At 66.4% G+C, this 17,713-nt stretch carries 16 protein-coding genes; 3 read left to right on the top strand and 13 right to left on the bottom strand.

Going from position 1 to position 17,713, the window contains the following annotated elements; genetic code table 11:
- Positions 1-19: 19 nt before the first annotated feature.
- The 9 genes from ybeY to ACW4LP_RS06770 all read right to left on the bottom strand — a co-directional run bounded on the left by ybeY (position 20) and on the right by ACW4LP_RS06770 (position 8,646).
- A complete protein-coding gene (gene ybeY / locus ACW4LP_RS06810; RefSeq protein WP_114539050.1) occupies positions 20-508 on the bottom strand; it encodes an rRNA maturation RNase YbeY in 489 nt (162 codons plus the stop codon).
- A 3-nt stretch (positions 509-511) separates the two neighbouring features.
- A complete protein-coding gene (locus ACW4LP_RS06805; RefSeq protein ID WP_161127248.1) occupies positions 512-1,471 on the bottom strand; it encodes a PhoH family protein in 960 nt (319 codons plus the stop codon).
- Positions 1,472-1,638: 167 nt separating this feature from the next.
- Positions 1,639-2,877 (bottom strand): MiaB/RimO family radical SAM methylthiotransferase, encoded by a 1,239-nt coding sequence (locus ACW4LP_RS06800; protein WP_161127249.1) that lies wholly within the window; start codon positions 2,875-2,877, stop codon positions 1,639-1,641.
- A complete protein-coding gene (locus tag ACW4LP_RS06795; protein WP_455803637.1) occupies positions 2,870-3,691 on the bottom strand; it encodes an RsmE family RNA methyltransferase in 822 nt (273 codons plus the stop codon). Before ACW4LP_RS06795 ends, ACW4LP_RS06800 begins: the two co-directional genes overlap by 8 nt.
- A gap of 11 nt (positions 3,692-3,702) precedes the next feature.
- Complete coding sequence (gene dnaJ, locus ACW4LP_RS06790) at positions 3,703-4,851, bottom strand: molecular chaperone DnaJ (protein WP_161127251.1); 1,149 nt, start codon at positions 4,849-4,851, stop codon at positions 3,703-3,705.
- 57 nt (positions 4,852-4,908) lie between these two features.
- Positions 4,909-5,919 (bottom strand): heat-inducible transcriptional repressor HrcA, encoded by a 1,011-nt coding sequence (hrcA, locus tag ACW4LP_RS06785; RefSeq protein WP_114539045.1) that lies wholly within the window; start codon positions 5,917-5,919, stop codon positions 4,909-4,911.
- A gap of 151 nt (positions 5,920-6,070) precedes the next feature.
- Positions 6,071-7,258, bottom strand: coding sequence for a radical SAM family heme chaperone HemW (gene hemW / locus ACW4LP_RS06780; RefSeq protein ID WP_302011606.1), 1,188 nt, complete (start codon positions 7,256-7,258; stop codon positions 6,071-6,073).
- Between the two features lie 231 nt (positions 7,259-7,489).
- Positions 7,490-8,461, bottom strand: coding sequence for a tRNA dihydrouridine synthase DusB (dusB, locus tag ACW4LP_RS06775; RefSeq protein WP_455803636.1), 972 nt, complete (start codon positions 8,459-8,461; stop codon positions 7,490-7,492).
- 2 nt (positions 8,462-8,463) lie between these two features.
- Positions 8,464-8,646: a hypothetical protein gene (locus ACW4LP_RS06770; RefSeq protein ID WP_114539043.1), complete on the bottom strand. Its 183-nt coding sequence runs from the start codon at positions 8,644-8,646 to the stop codon at positions 8,464-8,466.
- Positions 8,647-8,746: 100 nt separating this feature from the next.
- On the opposite strand from ACW4LP_RS06770, the gene ACW4LP_RS06765 reads away from it, so the two are divergent.
- Positions 8,747-9,394: a flavodoxin family protein gene (locus tag ACW4LP_RS06765; RefSeq protein ID WP_455803635.1), complete on the top strand. Its 648-nt coding sequence runs from the start codon at positions 8,747-8,749 to the stop codon at positions 9,392-9,394.
- Between the two features lie 8 nt (positions 9,395-9,402).
- Here the strand turns inward: ACW4LP_RS06765 and lepA are convergent, their stop codons facing one another.
- Positions 9,403-11,208, bottom strand: coding sequence for a translation elongation factor 4 (gene lepA, locus ACW4LP_RS06760; protein WP_455803634.1), 1,806 nt, complete (start codon positions 11,206-11,208; stop codon positions 9,403-9,405).
- A 389-nt stretch (positions 11,209-11,597) separates the two neighbouring features.
- Here lepA and rpsT point away from each other — a divergent pair, with 389 nt between their 5' ends.
- Entirely contained in the window at positions 11,598-12,122 is a 525-nt protein-coding gene (gene rpsT, locus ACW4LP_RS06755) for a 30S ribosomal protein S20 (protein ID WP_157011640.1), read from the top strand.
- Positions 12,123-12,300: 178 nt separating this feature from the next.
- Positions 12,301-13,428, top strand: a complete 1,128-nt coding sequence (locus tag ACW4LP_RS06750; RefSeq protein WP_302233779.1) for an MBL fold metallo-hydrolase — start codon at positions 12,301-12,303, stop codon at positions 13,426-13,428.
- On the opposite strand, the gene holA is transcribed toward ACW4LP_RS06750, so the two are convergent.
- Genes holA through ACW4LP_RS06735 form a run of 3 tightly spaced genes read right to left on the bottom strand, consistent with a single transcriptional unit; the run spans position 13,425 to position 17,559 of the window.
- The gene (gene holA / locus ACW4LP_RS06745) at positions 13,425-14,393 is read right to left on the bottom strand and encodes a DNA polymerase III subunit delta (protein WP_157011644.1); all 969 of its coding nucleotides are present in this window, start codon (positions 14,391-14,393) and stop codon (positions 13,425-13,427) included. The genes ACW4LP_RS06750 and holA overlap by 4 nt on opposite strands.
- A 26-nt stretch (positions 14,394-14,419) precedes the next feature.
- Complete coding sequence (locus ACW4LP_RS06740) at positions 14,420-16,780, bottom strand: DNA internalization-related competence protein ComEC/Rec2 (RefSeq protein ID WP_455803633.1); 2,361 nt, start codon at positions 16,778-16,780, stop codon at positions 14,420-14,422.
- Positions 16,777-17,559, bottom strand: a complete 783-nt coding sequence (locus ACW4LP_RS06735; protein WP_455803632.1) for a helix-hairpin-helix domain-containing protein — start codon at positions 17,557-17,559, stop codon at positions 16,777-16,779. The genes ACW4LP_RS06740 and ACW4LP_RS06735 overlap by 4 nt, the downstream gene beginning before the upstream one ends.
- Between the last annotated feature and the right edge of the window lie 154 nt (positions 17,560-17,713).

Here is a 17,713-nt window from a genome sequence, read left to right as displayed (position 1 = left end):
CGGGCTGCCTCTCAAGCGCTCAGCGGTTCTCGGAGACAGCGGGCAGGTCGCGCTCGGTCCAGGCCGTGAGCAGCTCGCGCTCGCGGGCCTCCATGACCTCGGCCTCCTCGTCCACGATGTGATCGTAGCCGCACAGGTGCAGAAGCCCGTGAACGATGAGCAGCGACACTTCCTGCTCGAAGGAGTTGCCGAACTCGGTGCTCTGACGCGCCGCGACGTCGGGCGCGACGATGATGTCGCCCAGTTCGTAGACCGGGCAGCTCGGCCCGTCGGCGGCGGTGATGTCGTCGTCGATGTTGTCGCATTCGAAGGAGAGCACGTCGGTGGGTCCTTCCATACCGCGGAAGCGCTCGTTCAGCTCGGCCATGGCCGTATCGTCCACAAAGCTGATGGAGACCTCCGTGTTGATGGGCTTCCCCTCGCGCTCGAGCACGAACAGGGCCAGGTCGCGAATGGGAAGGGAGGCGAGGTCTTCCTCGCGATGTCCGTAGGTGATGAGGATTTCCATGGGCTATCTTGCCTTTCCCGCCGCGCGCTCGTAGGCGGCCACGATGGTCGCCACCAAAGAGTGGCGCACGACGTCTTTGCCGGAAAGATCGCAGAACGCGATGTCGTCGATGCCCTCGAGGACGGAGCGCACTTGCACAAGGCCGCTCTCCCCGCGGGGCAGATCGATTTGAGAGATGTCGCCGGTGACGACGATTTTCGAACCGAACCCCAAGCGCGTCAGTGCCATCTTCATCTGCTCGGGCGTGGTGTTCTGGGCTTCGTCCAAGATAATGAAGGCGTCATTTAAGGTGCGCCCGCGCATGAAGGCGAGAGGGGCGATCTCGATGGTGCCGTTCTCGATGAGGGCATTCGCTCGCTCCTGATCGAACATGGAGTACAGCGCATCGTAGAGCGGTCGGATGTAGGGATCCACCTTCTCGAAGAGGGTGCCCGGCAGAAAGCCGAGGTTCTCGCCGGCCTCCACGATGGGCCGCGACAGCACGATGCGGCCGACTTCCTTGCGCTTCAAGGCCGCCACCGCCATGGCCATGGCCAGGTAGGTCTTGCCCGTGCCGGCCGGCCCTATGGCGAAAGTGACCGTGTTGTCGCGGATGGCGTCGACGTAGTGCTTCTGGCCGGCGGTCTTCGGTCGAATGGCCCGGCCCCGGTAGGTGAGCAGCACATCGTCGCGCAGGGCGGTGGGGGCGAACTCCGCCTGGCGGAGCAGCTCGACGGAACGGCGCACCGAGTCGGTGTCGGGGGCCTGCCCTTCCTCCACCGTTTTGAACAGGTCGGCGAACAGCGCGGTGAGCTGCTGCACCTCCACGGCGTTCCCTTCGATGACGATGCGATTGCCCCGCACGGTGAGCCGAGCGTCGAAGGACTCCTCCAGCACGTGGAGGATCTCGTCGGAGGCGCCGACGACGAGGGCCATGTCCACCCCGCCGGGCGCCGTGAGCGTTGTCTGCATCAAATCAGTCATGCTCGCTATTGTACCCTATGTTGCGCGCTGTGTTGTGCGCCTGCTCCAAAACTCCCATCGATGTCGCAGCCAAACCCCATCGGCACTCGACCGAAAAAGGTCGCTCGGGCGGCGCGAGCCTTAATCCGGAGCGCGTTTCAAGCGGGAGAGGCGCTTCTGCCGCGCGGCTATCCTATTTTCACGGGGATGAGAGAGCCGATCTCCGCATCTGCGGGGGCAGGCACTTCGTGGTAGCTCTCGGTGGTGGCCGTCTCGGGGGTTTCCACGAGGGCCAGCTCGATGGTGCCGACGCGAGAGGCACGGTCGGCGGCGGCGAACTCGTCGGAAAGCGCGCGCAGGCGGGCGGCGCGGGCGGCCTTCGCCTCGGGCGGCACTTGGTCTGCACGGGCGGCCGCGGGCGTTCCCTCTCGCTTGGAGTAGGGAAACACGTGGATCTTCGAGAAGCCGACGTGGCGAGCGAGCGCGCAGGTGTCCTCGAAGTCCTCATCGGTCTCGCCGGGGAAGCCCACGATGATGTCGGTGGTCAGCGCGATGGAGGGGACGCTCGCCCGCAGGAAGTCGGCCAGCTGGCGGAACTCGTGGGCGTCGTAGGGGCGCGCCATCTCGCGCAGCACCCGGGACGAGCCGGACTGCAAGGGCAGATGAAGATGGCGGCAGATGCGGCCCTCGGCCTCGGCGAGGAGAGAGACGAACTCGCCGGTCACGTCCATAGGCTCGATGGAGCCGATGCGGAAGCGGCAGGGAGGCTCGCCCGCGCCGTACAGATCGGCGGTGGCCGTTAGAAGGCGGCGACATAGGTCGGTCAGATCCGTCCCGCCGTCGTCGTAAGAGCCCAGATTGATGCCGGTGAGCACGACCTCGCGGACGCCGGATTCAGCGAGGGCCACCGCCTCGGCCACCACCTCGCCGGCCGGTCGGCTCGTCGCGCGGCCGCGGGCCACGTGCACGATGCAGTAGGTGCAGGCGTTGTCGCAGCCGTCCTGTACTTTGATGCCGATGCGCGTGCGGCCATCGGCGGGCGATGCCGAGAAAGATTCAGACGTTTCGCAAGGAGCTGCGCCGCTCATTTCCAACTCGCTGAGATAGAGATCCGCGCCTGCCTTGGGTACGACAACGACGCGATCACCCATAGCGGCGAAGGTCTCCGACGAGAGCTCGCTCGCGCATCCCGTGACGACGACGCGTGCGCCGTCGTTGGTCGACAGGGCATGGCGCACGGCCTTGCGGGTCTTCTTCTCGGCCTCGCCGGTGACCGTGCAGGTGTTCACGACGATGAGATCGGCCGCCGCCTCTCCAACAGGCACTCCCCCGCGTTCCGCGAGCAGCCGCTCGAAACCGTCGGCCTCCACGCGGTTCACCTTGCAGCCCAAGTTCACGACCGTGTAGCCGAAGAGGGCCCTACCCACGGTTGCCCTCGTAAGTGGGAGAGGGCCGATTCCCCATGCCGCCCAGCTCGTAGAGCACCAGCGCCGGGGCCACGATGCCGGCGGTCTCGGTGCGCAGGATGGACGGGCCCAGGGTCACGAGGCGCGCGCGGGCGTTGCAGCCGAGAAAGCAGCGCACCTCCTCCTCGGCGAGGCCGCCCTCGGGGCCCACGACCACGGCGATGCGGGCGTCGGCGGCCGGCGTGCACGTCGCAAGGAGCGCATCGTGCACGGCCTCACGCAGACTCGCTGTCTCGGGCGCCTCTTCCCAGCACACGAGCACGGCCGTCGCCTGGCCGAGCATCGCGGCCGCCTCGCGCACGGAGACGGGCTCGGCGACCTCCGGCACCCGGGCCTGTCCCGATTGCATGGCTGCGTTTTTGGCGATGGCCCGCCACCGCTCCGTCTTCGCAGCCGCCTTCTTGCCGTCCAGCTTCACGATGGAGCGGGCGCAGGTAAGGGGGACGAAGGCCGCCACGCCTACTTCGGTGGCGTGGCGGATGACGGTCTCCATCTTGTCGCCCTTGGCCAGGCCCTGCAGCAGAATCACCTGCGGGCCGGCCTCGCTCGCGTCTTCATGGCGCGCAATAGAAACGAGGGGCAGCTCGTCCGCAAAATCGACGATCTCGCATTCGAAGTAATCCTGGTCGGTGTCGATCACGGCGATGTGCTCCCCCGTCGTCAGCCGAAGCACCCGCGCGTGCTTCGCGTCGTCGGGTGCCAGGCGCAGCGGGAACACCGCCTCCGTCTCGGCAGCGAGCACTTGGTTTTCCAGAAAGAAGCGCGGCAACGACATGATCAGTAGTCCTACTCGAAAATGTCGCGGAGCTTCTGCAAGGGCGAGCGCTTCTCCTCGTTCACGTCCTCGCCCATCTCCTCGGCCAGCTCCTCCAAAAGCTCGCGCTCGCGCTTGGAGAGCTTCTTCGGCACTTCCACGGCGATGTGCGCGAACAAATCGCCGCGAGCGTCGCTTTTCAGGCGCGGCATGCCGAAGCCCTTCACGCGCACGATCTGGTCGTTCTGGCAGCCCTCGGGGATGGCGACCGTGACCTTCTCGTCCTCGTAGATGCCGTCGATCTCGATGTCGGCGCCGAGCGCCGCCTGCACCATGGGAACCACGAGCTTGCAGTGCAGGTTGTCGCCGTCGCGCTCGAAGAACTCGTCGGGGGCGATGCGCACGGTGACGATGAGGTCGCCGGCCGGCGCACCCTGCATGCCCGCTTCGCCGAAGCCGTGGATGCGCAGCTGCTGGCCGTCGCGAATGCCCTTGGGGATCTCCACCGAGACGCGCTGGCGGTCGGGCACGCGGCCCTGGCCCTCGCACTCGGGACACGGGTTATCGATGACCGTGCCGGTGCCGTGGCAGGCGGGGCAGGTGCTCGCCGATTGCATGTCGCCCAAGAAGGTGTGCTGCACGGTGACGACGCGCCCGGTACCGTGACATTCCTCGCAGGTCACTTCCTTGCCGTCCTCGCCCAGGCCCGTGCCGTCGCAATCGGGACACGGCGCCAGGCGGTCGTAAACGATCTCCTTCTTCTCGCCGGTCGCCGCCTCTTTCAGCGTGATGCGGATGCCCACGCCCATGTCGCGGCCGTCCTTGCGCACCTGGCGGCCGCCTGCGGCCGCGCCGCCGAAGAAGGTGGAAAAGATGTCGCCCATGCCGCCGAAGCCGCCACCGAACAGGTCCTCGAAATCGATGCCGACGCCGCCGTAGGGGCCGCCGCCACTCGCCGCGCCGGGAATCGTGCCAAAGCGGTCGTACTGGGCCTTCTTCTGGGGGTCGGACAGCACGTCGTAGGCCTCGTTCAGCTCCTTGAACTGGTCTTCGGCATCCGGTGCCTTGTTCACGTCCGGGTGCAGCTCCCGCGCCCTATGGCGAAATGCTTTCTTGATCTCGGCTTCGGAGGCGTCGCGGGAGACGCCGAGGATTTCGTAGAGGTCCTTAGTTGCGGCCATGATAGGTGAATCTTGCCTTTCTTCGTTCGCTCTTCCGTATTCTTGGGTAACGCACGTCTACTCGCCGTGCAGCGCGCACTGGGCGGCGCGGACGGCGCGGATGGCGCGCTCGTAGTTCATGCGGGTGGGGCCGATGACGGCGACGACGCCCTCGGACTCGCCGCGCCCATAGGGGCAGGCCACGATAGAGACACCGGCGAGCTCCGAGGCGGGGTTCTCGTGCCCGATGCGCACCATGACCGGCCCCCCTTCCGCGGCGGCCTCGTCGAAGGTGTTCAGCAGCACGCGGTCGTCCTCCAGCACTTCTATGACCGGCAGCAGGGCCTTCGAATCGCTGAACTCCGGCTGGCGCAGAAGCGCCGAGACACCGAGGCTGTGGGCACGAGCGCTTTCGGACTCGCCCAAGCATTCTATGACCTCGTCGATGATGAGCTGCACGAGCGGGTCGCTGAGGGCCTCTACGGTGCCGGCGTCCATGGAGCGGCGCACGTCGCGGGCCGAGTGCCCGGCGAGCACCCGGTTCAGCAGGTTCTGGGCACCTGCCAGCTCGTCGGCGGAGACCTCGTCGGCGAAGGTGACCGTGCGGTTGACCACCTGGCCGTCCTCGGCCACCACGATGACGATGGCCTGCCAGGGCGAAAGCGACACCAGCGTGATCTGACGAATGCGGCCCGCGAGCACCGAGGGCGCCATGACAATGGACAGGCAGTTGGTGAGCCGCGCGAGGGCCGCCGAGGTGCGTTCCATGAGCGCGTCCAGCTCCGAGGCCGAGGCGCGCAGCTCGTCAACCATGGCCTGGTGCGGGCGCTCCTCCTCGGCCAATCCCGACGAGAGCAGCTCGTCGACGAAGGTGCGGTAGCCGGCGTCGGTGGGCACGCGCCCGGCAGAGGTGTGTGGCTGCTGGATGAAGCCGGCGTCTTCCAGAGCAGAGAGGTCGTTGCGTACCGTGGCGGGGCTCACGCCCAGGCGGTGCCGCTCGGTCAGGGTACGCGAGCCCACGGGCAGCGCGTACTCGATGTAGTCCTCGATCAGCGCGCGCAGCACCCTTTGGCGTCGCTCCGACAGCATATCCGCTCCTCTCACCTTCCCGCATCACCCCCGCGCCAAGCGCGGGCTTCCGTTGTTGACGCTATTTTAGCAACCTCGGCACGAGAGTGCTAACGAAAGCCCCCATCTCGACGCAAGCGACACACAAGCAAAGGTGGAAGGCACCGGCAGGCTACGGGGCGAGGTCGAGCAGGCGGCCGTAGAGCTCGTTGCCGCAGAGCCAGCCGGCGTCGGTGGGACGCCAACGGCCCTCGCGGTGCTCGGCCAGGCCGAGGACGGCCAGCTCGTCGAAGGCAGCGTGCACCGAGCCGGCCTCTTCTGCGGACCTGTCCGCCACCTCTTCCAAGCTCGCCTTCCCCCCTTTCCGACCGACTGCAGTCCCATCGATGACAGCTGCCGCCTGCTCCATTTGCTCGTCGGAGACGCCGCGGGCCATGCGCATGCCCAGCATGAGGTCCTCGGCGGCCATCTGCCGCGCGTCCAGATCATCCACCACCTGTCCGTCCTGCACCCGCATGCGACGCTCGGCGTTCTGGGTCATGGTGACGGCCGAGCGCCCCAGCCCCAGGTAGGGCTTGCCCGTCCAGTAGGCCGTGTTGTGGCGGCTCTCGAACCCGGGCCTCGCGTAGCTTGCCACCTCGTAGCGGTGAAAGCCCGCGTCCTCCAGGATGCGCTGAGCCTCCTCCATGGCCGCCGCTTCCGCATCCTCGTCGGGCTCGAGCATCTCGCCCCGCATAATGGCGGCATCGAAGGGCGTATGGGGTTCGATGGTCAGCGGGTACACCGACACATGGTTCGCGCCGAGCGCCACCGCCTCCCGCACGCTTTCCGCGAAGGACTCCTCGCTCTGACCCGGGATGCCGCACATCAGATCCACCGATACGTTCTCGAAGCGCTCCTGGGCCGCGCGCACCGCCGCCCGGGCAGCCTCGGCGTCGTGGGCGCGGCCCAGGATGCGCAGCACCTCGTCGTCGAAGGACTGCACGCCAAGGGAGAGCCGGTTCACCCCGAGCGCCCAGATATCCCGCACCATGGGCGCCGTAAGACTTTCGGGGTTCGCCTCCATCGTGCACTCGACCTCGGGTTCGAGATGCATCGACATCGACAGCGCATAAAGAAGCATCGAAAGTCGTCTCATGCCGATATAGCTCGGCGTCCCCCCGCCCAGATACACCGTCTCAATGGCTCCGAGCTTCCCCTCCCTCGAGGCTCGGCGAATATCCATCACGAGCGATTCCACGTACTCGTCAATAATCGGCGAGTCCCGTTCTACCGCCGAAGTGGCGAAATCGCAGTACCCGCACCGCTTCACGCAGAACGGAATATGCAGGTACAGTGCTTTATAAGGGTCATAAGCCACGACAGACCTCTCTTTCCGGCTGGGTAGTCCGACGATAGGAGGCGTTGCAACCGAGCGAGTTCCGCAGACGGTGTCGAAGGCGCGGCGATATGCGGGAAATTGAACCCTGTCGCCTTCGATACCGGCGAAGACTGTCTGAGCGAATTGCAATGCCTCCTAGCGTCGGACGGACAACCCTGATGCGAGATGGACAGCAGGAAATCGGAGCGATATTGGCGCGAGACGGACAAATCACGAACGCTCCCGGGCAATCTCCAGAAGCTCGTCGAACACCGCGTCGAAGTCCGAAAGCGTCGTGCAGTAGTTGATGCGGCCGCGGGCTTGGGCGGCGCCGGGGAGACCCGCCATGTACCACATGGCGTGCTTGCGCATGCGCACGATGTTGCGCCCCTCGCGATGGGTGAGCAGCTCTGCATGGCGGCGCGCCATGGCAATGCGTTCCTCAACCGTGGGCGGCGCAGGTTCGGGTTCGCCGGCAAGAGCGGCCTGAACCTGGGAGAACAGCCATGGGTTGCCCTCGGTGCCCCGGGCGATCATCACCGCGTCGCAGCCGGTCTCGACCGCCATGCGCATGGCGTCGGCTCCGCTGCGGATGTCGCCGTTGCCCACGACGGGCACGGACACCGCCTCGCGCACGCGAGCGATGACGCCCCAGTCGGCACTCCCCCGGTACAGCTGCTCGGCGAACCGCCCGTGCACCGTGACCCCGTCGGCCCCGGCCTCCTCCATACGGCGCGCGAAGGTCGGCGCCGTCTCGTCGTCTTCCGCCCAGCCCCGGCGGAACTTCACCGTGACGGGGTGCTCCACGACGCCCTTCACGGCCCGCACGATGGAAGCGGCCAGCGCGGGCTCCTTCATGAGCGCCGAGCCGTCCCCCTTCGACACGATCTTGCGGGCGGGGCAGCCCATGTTGATGTCCAGGTAGGCCAGACTCTCCCCCATCTCCTGCTCGATCCAGGCGGCCTGGGAGGCCATGACGTCCGGCTCGTGGCCGAACAGCTGCACGGCCACCTGGGACTCGCCGTCGGCCAGGGCCAGCAAGTGGCGCGTCTTCTCGTTGGCGAAGGAGAGCCCCTTGGCCGAGACCATCTCCGTAAAGGCCATATCCGCCCCGGCCTCGCGGCACAAGGTGCGGAAGGCGATGTCGGACACGCCGGCCATGGGCGCGAGCAGCACCCGGTATTTCCCGAAGAGCCCTTCCACGACTAAAGAATCCCGAACAGCAAAAGCCCGATGAGCACGATGAAGCCCAGCACGAACAGAAGGCACCCGACGCCCACGAAGGTCTTGGACGTGCCGCTCATGCCCATGTGCTCCCGCTCCTCGGCGATCTTCTTCTCGTCGAAGGGGTCGTTGATCCAGTCGTAGTCTTCTTGTTCCTTGGCCATCGGTGCTTCTTTCGACTGCTGCGTTTAACGGTGTAGAATGAGCATAGTTTAATGGATGCGCGCCGCGGTCGCGGCAAGATCACAAGAAGAGGAGACGATCGTGAAGGTACTGCTCATCAACGGGAGCCCGCGCTGGAAGGGCAACACGAACCGGGCGCTGGAGGAAGCGGCCGCTGCTCTTGAGGCCGAGGGCGTTCAGACCGAGCTTGTCTGGATCGGCAACAAGGAGATCCGCGGGTGCATCGCCTGCGGCATTTGCGGCAAGACTGGCGATAAGCGTTGCGTGTTCGCCGAGGACTGCTGCAACGAGCTCATCGCGAAGGCCGTCGAGTGCGATGGCTTCATCGTGGGGTCGCCGGTGTACTACGCCGGTATGGCCGGATCGCTGCGGGCGCTCATGGACCGCATGTTCTACGCCGGCGGCACGAACTTCCGCATGAAGCCGGCCGCCGGCGTCGCTGTGGCGCGCCGGGCCGGGGCCATCGAGGCGGCCGACCAGATCAACAAGTACTTCCAGATCAACTGCCAGCCCATTGTGTCCAGCTCCTACTGGAACATTGCCTACGGGCGCAACCCCGGCGAGGCGCAGGGCGACGGCGAGGGCCTGCACACCATGCGCGTGCTCGGCCGCAACATGGCCTGGATGCTCAAGTGCATCGAAGCGGGCCGCGCCGCCGGCATCAACCCGCCCGAGCTTGAGCCCAAGGTGATGACCAACGTCGTCCGCGAGGACCTGCTGGAGGGATAGGCTTTTCCCTACTCGTCCACCTTCAAAATGGCCATGAAGGCCTCCTGGGGCACTTCCACGTTGCCGATGGCCTTCATGCGCTTCTTGCCGGCCTTCTGCTTCTCCAGAAGCTTGCGCTTGCGGGTGATGTCGCCGCCGTAGCACTTGGCGAGCACGTCCTTGCGCTTGGCCTTCACGGTCTGGCGCGCGAGCACCCTACCTCCGATGGCCGCCTGGATGGGCACTTCGAACATCTGGCGCGGGATGATCTCCTTCAGCTTGTCGCAGAGCACGCGCCCGCGGTCGTAGGCCTTGTCCTTGTGCACGATGAACGACAGGGCGTCGATGGGCTTGCCCGACAGCAGGATGTCCAACTTCACGAGCTGCGAGGGCTTGTAGCCGTCCATCTCGTAGTCGAGGGACGCGTAGCCCTTCGTGTTCGACTTCAGCTTGTCGAAGAAGTCCAGGATGAGCTCGGACAGCGGGATCTCCCAGAGCATCTCGACGGTGGTCTGGGAGAGGTAGTTCATGGTGACGAAGTTGCCGCGGCGGCCCACGGCCAGATCCATCACAGCGCCCACGTAGTCGGGCGGGATGAGGATCTTCGCCTTCAGATAGGGCTCTTCCACGTGATCGATGGAGCCGGGGTCGGGCATCTCCTGGGGCGAGTGGAGCGACACCATCTCGCCGCCCTTGAGGTACACGTGGTACTCCACCGAGGGCGCCGTGGCCAGAAGGTCCAGCCCGAACTCGCGCTCCAACCGCTCCTTGATGACCTCCATGTGCAGAAGGCCCAGAAAGCCCACGCGGAAGCCGAAGCCGAGGGCGTGGGAGGTCTCGGGCTCCCACACGAGCGCCGGGTCGTTCAGCGACAGCTTCTCCAGCGCCTCCTTCAAGGGCTCGTACTGGTCGCCGTCGATGGGAAAGAGACCTGTGAACACCATGGGCTTCGCCTCACGGTAGCCGGGAAGCGGCTTGTTCACGCCGCCGTCGGCCACGGTGATGGTGTCGCCCACCTTCACCTGGCTCACGTCCTTGAGGCCCGTGACGAGGTAGCCCACCTCGCCCACATAAAGCGCCTCCTCGGGCACCTCCTGGGGGTGCCGCGCGCCAACCTCTTCCACGAGCGTTTCCGTGCCCGTGGCCATCATGCGGATCTTGTCGCCCTTCTTGATGTGCCCGTCGACCACACGGATGAGGGCCACCACGCCGCGGTAGGCGTCGAAGTAGCTGTCGAAGATGAGCGCGCGCAGGGGCGCCTCCCCGTTGCCCGTGGGGGCAGGGATGTTGTAGACCACGGCTTCCAGAAGATCGTGGACGCCCTCGCCGGTCTTGCCCGAGGCGAGCACCGCGTCGTCGGCGGGAATGGCCAGGCCGTCCTCGATCTCGGCCTTCACGCGCTCGGGCTCCGCGGCCGGCAGGTCGATCTTGTTGATGAGCGGGATGATCTCCAAATCGGCGTTCATGGCGAGCATCGCATTGGCCACCGTCTGCGCTTCCACGCCTTGGGTGGCGTCCACCACGAGCACGGCTCCGTCGCAGGCGGCCAAGCTGCGGGAGACCTCGTAGGTGAAGTCCACGTGGCCCGGCGTGTCGATGAGGTTCAACTGGTAGGTCTCGCCGTCGTCTGCGGTGTAGCTGACGCGCACGGCCTGGCTCTTGATGGTGATGCCGCGCTCGCGCTCGATATCCATGGAGTCGAGTAGCTGGGCCTGCATGTCGCGCTTGGCCACCGTGCCCGTGAGCTCCAGGATGCGGTCGGAGAGCGTGGACTTGCCGTGGTCGATGTGCGCGATGATCGAGAAGTTGCGGATATGGGAAAGCTCGTGGGTCATAATGTCTTTCTTATCGGCGGCGGTCTTACCGGGCGAGCGGGCCCGCGAGGCCCCTCTCCCCTCCCAATGTGTGCGTCTCGCGAAGATTCGGGGCCGCAAGACCACTTTCTTCGCCGCGCTCACGGGAATCTTTGGTATTCTACCGCATTGTGTATCCAGCGATACGTGCACGCGGTGATTCCACCGCCAAATCTGCAGACGTGGCTGCGCTTTAAGATTACGATTGCTGGCGGCTTTCCGAGGCATTCGGTCTCGGGGCTGAGGAAGCGGAGAAATCCCGCCGCTTTCCGATTCGCACGATGGCCCGCAGCGGGGTATACCGCCGCGCGTTCGTGTCGTTGGATACCACCGAAGATGGGAAACGACCGAACCAGAAAGGGCTAGCATTCATGGCTAACATCAAGTCCCAGAAGAAGCGCATCATCACCAACGAGAAGCGTCGTATGCGCAACCGCGCCGTCAAGAGCGAGCTGAAGACCGCCGTCCGTCACGTCAAGGATGCCGTGGCCGAGGGCAACGGCAAGGACGCCTACGCCTTCGCCTGCGAGGCCTGCCGTCTGATGGACAAGGCCGCCTCCAAGGGCGTCATCCACAAGAACCAGGCCGCCAACCGCAAGAGCGGCATCATGCGCCTGGCCAACACCGTGGTGACCGCCGAGGATATCGCCGCTTACGAGAAGCCGGCGCCGAAGCCGCAGAAGACCGGCTCCAAGAAGGCCGAGGCCAAGGCCGCCCGCAAGGCCGCCATGGCCGCCGCTTCCGAGGAGAAGGCGAAGCGCCGCGAGAAGCAGCTGAAGGAGGAGAAGAAGGCCGCCGAGCGCAAGGCCAAGGAGGCCGAGGAGGCCGCCAAGGCCGAGGCTGAGGCCGCTGCCGCCGAGGCTGAGGAGGCTCCGGCCGAGGAGGCCGCCGAGTAGCCTGCGCGCTCCGCTGACTTCGCGATCCGAAGCGCCGTCCCGTTTGGGGCGGCGCTTTTTCATGGGATCAACCTGCCTACAAGACGGCGGTTTTCCGTTGCAGGAACGAACCCTTTATTTACAATAGAAAACGAGACACGAAACCGCCCGATGAGGGCCCAGCGCGGAAGGAGCCAACATGGCAGAGACGGTCGGAGCCCGCGAGCGGGGGCGCATCACGCCCGACGAGGGCGCGGTGCTGGCGGCGGAGACGGCCCGCAACGCCGAATTCGGCAAGCCGGTGCTCATCTACCCCAACCTCTACCTGGTGCGCGTGCCCCTTCCCCACAACCCGCTGCACGCCCTCAACTCCTATTTCATTTTGGACGACGACGGCACCACCACCATCGTGGACGTGGGCTTCAACCATCCGGATTGCGAGCAGGCCCTAAGCGATGCCCTGGCCGCCCTCGGGCGCTCCTGGGACAAGGTGCAGGTGGTGCTCACCCATTCGCATCCCGACCACACGGGCAACCTCGACCGCATTTGGCGCGAGGGCATGCCGGTGCTCGCGAACCTGCACTCCTTCCAAGAGGTGAAGAACCTCATGGAGATGGAGGGCAACGTCTATGGTCCGCTGCTCCTTCAAGCGGCCACTTCCGAGCAGCAGCAAGACATGACCTTCGGCGAGGAGGGGCCGCGTTTGCACGTGTCGGCGGAGCTTCTGCCGCTTTCCACCTACCCGATTATGACGTATCTGGCCGATGGCGACCGCCTGAGTCTCGGCGAGTTCGAGTTCGAGGTGATCGAGACGCCGGGCCACGATCCCTGGCACATCTGCCTCTACGAGGCCGCCCACAAGATCCTCCTGTCCGGCGATCATGTTTTGGAGCGCATCACGCCGTCGGTATCGTCGTGGTTTTCTGCCTACAACGCATTGGCGGAGTTCCTGGATAGCCTTGAGAAAGTGAGGGGCTACGATGTCGATCTGGTGCTGCCGGCCCACGGCAAGCCCTTCACCGGCATGGGCGAGCGGGTCGACTTCCTCATCGAGCACCACCGCAAGCGCTTGGAGGAGATCTACGAGCTGGTGGCCGGCGGTCACGACGACATCGTTCAGATTTCCCAGCATGCCACGTGGCGCTACCCCGATTGGAAGAGCTGGCCGCTCGATCAGAAGTACTTCTCCATGGGCGAGACGCTGGCGCATCTCATCTACCTTGTGCGCGAGGGCCGCATCCTGCAGGGAATCTGCGGGCATGAGTACTACTTCCGCATGCCCTACGACCGCAAGAACCTGGCCTTGGCGCCGGGGGCGGCTAGCTAGCGCTTGAGGGTTTCCACGAGCCAGCGGTAGAAGACCTCGTCGGGATCGCTGCCGCTCTTCATGGCCTGCTCGGCGTCGCGAGAAGAGGCGAGCGCTCGGCGCAGCTCCTCGGGACGCCATTGGCGCGCCCACGCGCCGTGGTTCTTCACGCGCCAGTCGGGCGCGCCGAGGGCCTTGGCCAGCCCGCGCGGGTTGCCGCGACGGGCCATGGACTGGGCCGCCATGAGCTCGCGCAGCCGCGTGGTGCACAGAGCTATGAGCACATGGGGCGAGGTGCTCTCCATCTTGGATCTGAGGGCGAGACACTTTCCGAGGTTTCGCTCGGCGAAGGCGGCTGTGAAATCCCACGGCTTCACCTCGGAAGTGCGGGCTACCAGCGCGCGCACCTCGCGCTCCCCCACCCCCTCGCCGGTGCCGTGGGCCAAGGCGATCTTCTTCAGCTCGTTGTCGAGGTGCACGGTGTTCTCACCCACGAGCTCCACCAGAGCCGAGGCCGCCCCCTCGGTAAGCGTGATGCCGTGGGTGCAGGCCATGGCGCGGACGCGCTTGGGCAGCTCCCAGCTCTTGGGCGGGGCGCAGTCGATGACGGCCTTGGGGCCCGCGGCGGCGAGGGCCTTGTACAGCCGCGTGTTCCGGGCGAGCTTCTCCGCCTCGCAGGCGAGCACCGTGGTGGCGCTGGGAGCCTTCAGGTAGTTGACGAGCTCCTCGGCGTCGGCCTTTTTCAGCTTGTCGACGTTGCGCACGTAGACGAGGCGCACGGGGCTGGCGAAGGGCATGGTGTTGCAGGCCGCGGCGATGGCGGCGCCCTCGGCCGACTCCCCGTCGAACTCGTCGGAGTTGAAGGCCATATCGCCCATCGTGCCCAGGCGCGCCTTGAGACGGGCGATGACCGCCTCGCGCTTGAGGGCGTCCTCTCCCACGGCCAAATAGGCGGGAAGGAGATCGGTATGTTGGCTGTCGCTCATAACCCCATTGTACCCCATCGTCCGCACTACCCCTGCCTTTGCGCGGAAACCGTGAGCGTATCTTCGGAAAACGCCACGACCACATCCCCCGCCTCGTCGCTGCAGTAGGTGGCGCATCCCGACGCGTCCAGCAGGTCGAGCACCTCCCGGGACGGATGCCCGTAGCGGTTGTGCTCCCCGACGCCGATGAGCGCCACAGCGGGCGAGAGCCGCTCGGCCAAAGAGGCATCGAGGCTCTTTTTCGAGCCGTGGTGCCCCACTTTCAGCACGTCCACACCGCCGGCTGGCAGCCTGTCGGACAGCTGACCCAGCTGCTCGGCCTCGGCATCGCCCGTAAACAGGGCCGTCCACTCCGCCGCGCCGTCGCCATCGCCGTCCCAGAAGGCGAGCAGGCAGAGACTGTCGGCGTTGCCTCCATCGTCGGCCAAACGTTCCGGCCACAGCACCGTCAGCGAGAACCGGCCACAGCGCACCGTGTCACCCAAGGAGAGCTCGACGAGGTCGTCGGCCAGTCCCTCCGCCTCCGCTGCCTCCATCAGCTCGGCGCAAGCCCGGCAACCGCAAGCGGGAAGGCCCTCGGGCACCAAGAGCGCCGCAGCCGGCGCCACATCCCCGAGCACCGGGAGCGAGCCGCAGTGGTCGTCGTCGCTGTGGGTGACGGCCACGGCGTCGAGGCGCCCCACCCGCTGGCGGGCCAAGGCGGCCTTCAACAGGGCATCCTGGTTGCCCGTGTCTATGAGCAGCACGTTTTCGCCGCTGCGCACGATAAAGGCATCGCCTTGGCCCACATCGAGCATGACGATGGCGTCGGAGGCCATGCCGAAGGGAAAACGAAGCAGACCGAGGATTAGGGCGGCGCCGGTTACCGCCGCCGTCAGGCCCCTGATGCTCACTCGCGGCCACCAGGCCCACAGTGCGAGGCAGAGCCCGCAGGAGAGTGCTGCGGCCGCCAAAGGGACGGCGTCGATGGGAAGGCACGTGCCCGAAAGCGACGCGAGGGCATCCACGACGAGGGACAGCGGCGCGCAGGCTGTGCTGGCAACGCCGATGAGCCACGGCGCGGCGACGGGAACGAGGCAGGCGGCGAGCACGGCGACGAATCCGACAAGGCATGCCAGGGCGAACAGAGGACTTGCGACCAGATTGGCCAGCGGCGACAGCAGCGGCAGCTGGGAGAAGAGCGCCGCCGCATAGGGCTGGGTCGCCAAGGCTGAGGCGCCGGTGAGAGCGATGGGGTCGCCCACGACCCTCTTCAAATGCGGATGCCCTGCGAAGGCCGAGGACAGCAGCGGGGCGAACAGGACGATCCCCAAGGTAGATCCGGCCGATAGGGCCAAGGAGACCGAGAGTGCGGCAGACGGGTCGATCCCGACGAAGAGCAAAAGGCACAGTCCCAGCGCGCTCAGGGCTGAATTGCGGCGATCGGTCCAGAGGGAGAACAACCCCGTCGCAGCCATGATCGCGGCCCGCAGCGCTGAGACGGGCATCCCGGTGAAGGCGACATAGCCAATGAGGAACAGGGCGCTCGTCAGCGCAGTTGCCCGGCGTCCGCATCTCAGCAGCCTCAGTCCTCCCGCTACGAACAGGGACACGATGGAGAGGTGCGCCCCTGATACCGCCACGAGATGGGCCAGCCCCACGGCCTTGAAGCAATCGTAGAGCCCCGATTCCTCGATGGCCGGCCGCCAACCGCACACAAGAGCCTGAAGAAGCGGTGCGTTGCCTCCCCCGTGCGCGTCGATGAGATCCAAGGCGCGTTGTCTCAGGGAGACGAAAGGGGTGCTGTCAAGCGATCTCTCCTCTGAGGGGAAATCGCTTCCGCTCACGGTGAAAGAGGCCGCCAGCCCAGCGCCCCAATAGTATTCCGCCGCAGTCTCCGAGGGCGGACGAAGCGCTCCGGCTACCGTCAGGGATTGTCCTTGGAGCAGCGCCGCATCCTCGGGCAAGTTGAGCCGCGCCCGCAGCGTGCGACCATCCTCGCAGGAGAGCCGAGCCTCGGCGTGCCAGCCGAAGTCCCCCCGACGGGCATCCTCGGTGAGCTCGACGCGCCAGGCCGCCGAATCCAAACTGCGCCCTTCGGCATCCGCGAGCGCCATGGAGCCGCGAAGGGCACCGCCCCAGAAAGCGCAGAGAACCACGGAGGCCAGCACGGCGAGCGCTGCCAGAACCCCGAGCGGGACACCGCCGGCTCGGACCCCTCGCAAGATGCGAGGGGCGAGCAGTGTCGCAAGGCCGAGGGCGGTCGTTCCCGCGACAGGGAGAATTTGAGCAGGAACAAGGCGCAAGGGCGGCCAGAGCAGCGCCGTCGTCGCCCACAGAACGAGCCCCGCCACGAGCAAAGGCGGCAGGGAGGGGCGCGGCGGCCGGCTGTCGGTCTCGCCCCTCATAGGCACAGCCGATCTCGCATGGCCGAAAGCTTCTTCTCGCCGATCCCGGACACCCGCGTCAAATCGTCGATGGACTTAAACGGCCCGTTCGCCTCGCGATCAGCGATGATCTTCTCCGCCGTTGCCGCCCCGACGCCCTTCAGGGTCTCAAGCTCCTCCGCCGTGGCCGTATTGATGTTGACGAGGCCGTCGTCTCCCGAAGGAGACAGGCCGCCGGAAGCCTGCGAGCTGGAGGATGCCGTCTGATCGGCCGCGCCCGAGGATGCCGCCTGATCGTCGACGCGCGACGGGATGACGATCTGCTGACCGTCCTGCACCTCCTGGGCCAGGTTCACCGCGTCGGTCCGCGCCTCGTCGGTGGCTCCTCCTGCCGCCGTCACGGCGTCTATGACGCGACTGCCCGCCTCCAAATAGTAGACGCCCGGCGCCGCCACGCAGCCGTCCACATGGATGCAGACGCGCCTCGCCGTAGCATCGCCTCCCGCAGGGAGCACCACGTCCTCCCCGTCCGCGGCCGGCGGCGCCGGCGAGGTGTCGCTGCCGCCGCCCGCCCCATCGGCTCTCGCCTCCTCCTCTCCAGCATCTTCCGCCGACCGCGCCGCCGTCTCGTCGCTCGCCGCCGTCACCTCGAAGCCACTGCCGGGCGACGTCGCGAAGGCGAAAACGGCGAGCGCGACCACGAGCGCCAGGACAAGGGCGATGGCGGCGAAGACGGGCCGGGGGACGCGGCTCAGGTGCAGTTTCTCCGCGAGCGATTCCGCGCTGTCTTGAAAGGCCATGGCTCCTCCTTCTCCCGAGTTGGGAAGAGGATACGCGCGCACGACCGTAAAAATGACGCGGGAATGTCCCGATTCGTTCCCCGCGCCGACCCCCATCGCGTCCCGCTTCCGTCCCCTCCGCGCTCTTCGGCGCCATCCGCAGGGGCAGACCGAG

Source organism: Adlercreutzia sp. CNCM I-6215 (assembly GCF_977072315.1).
The sequence above is the reverse complement of the archived record's forward strand: the minus strand, read 5'-3'. Positions and strand labels throughout refer to the sequence as shown.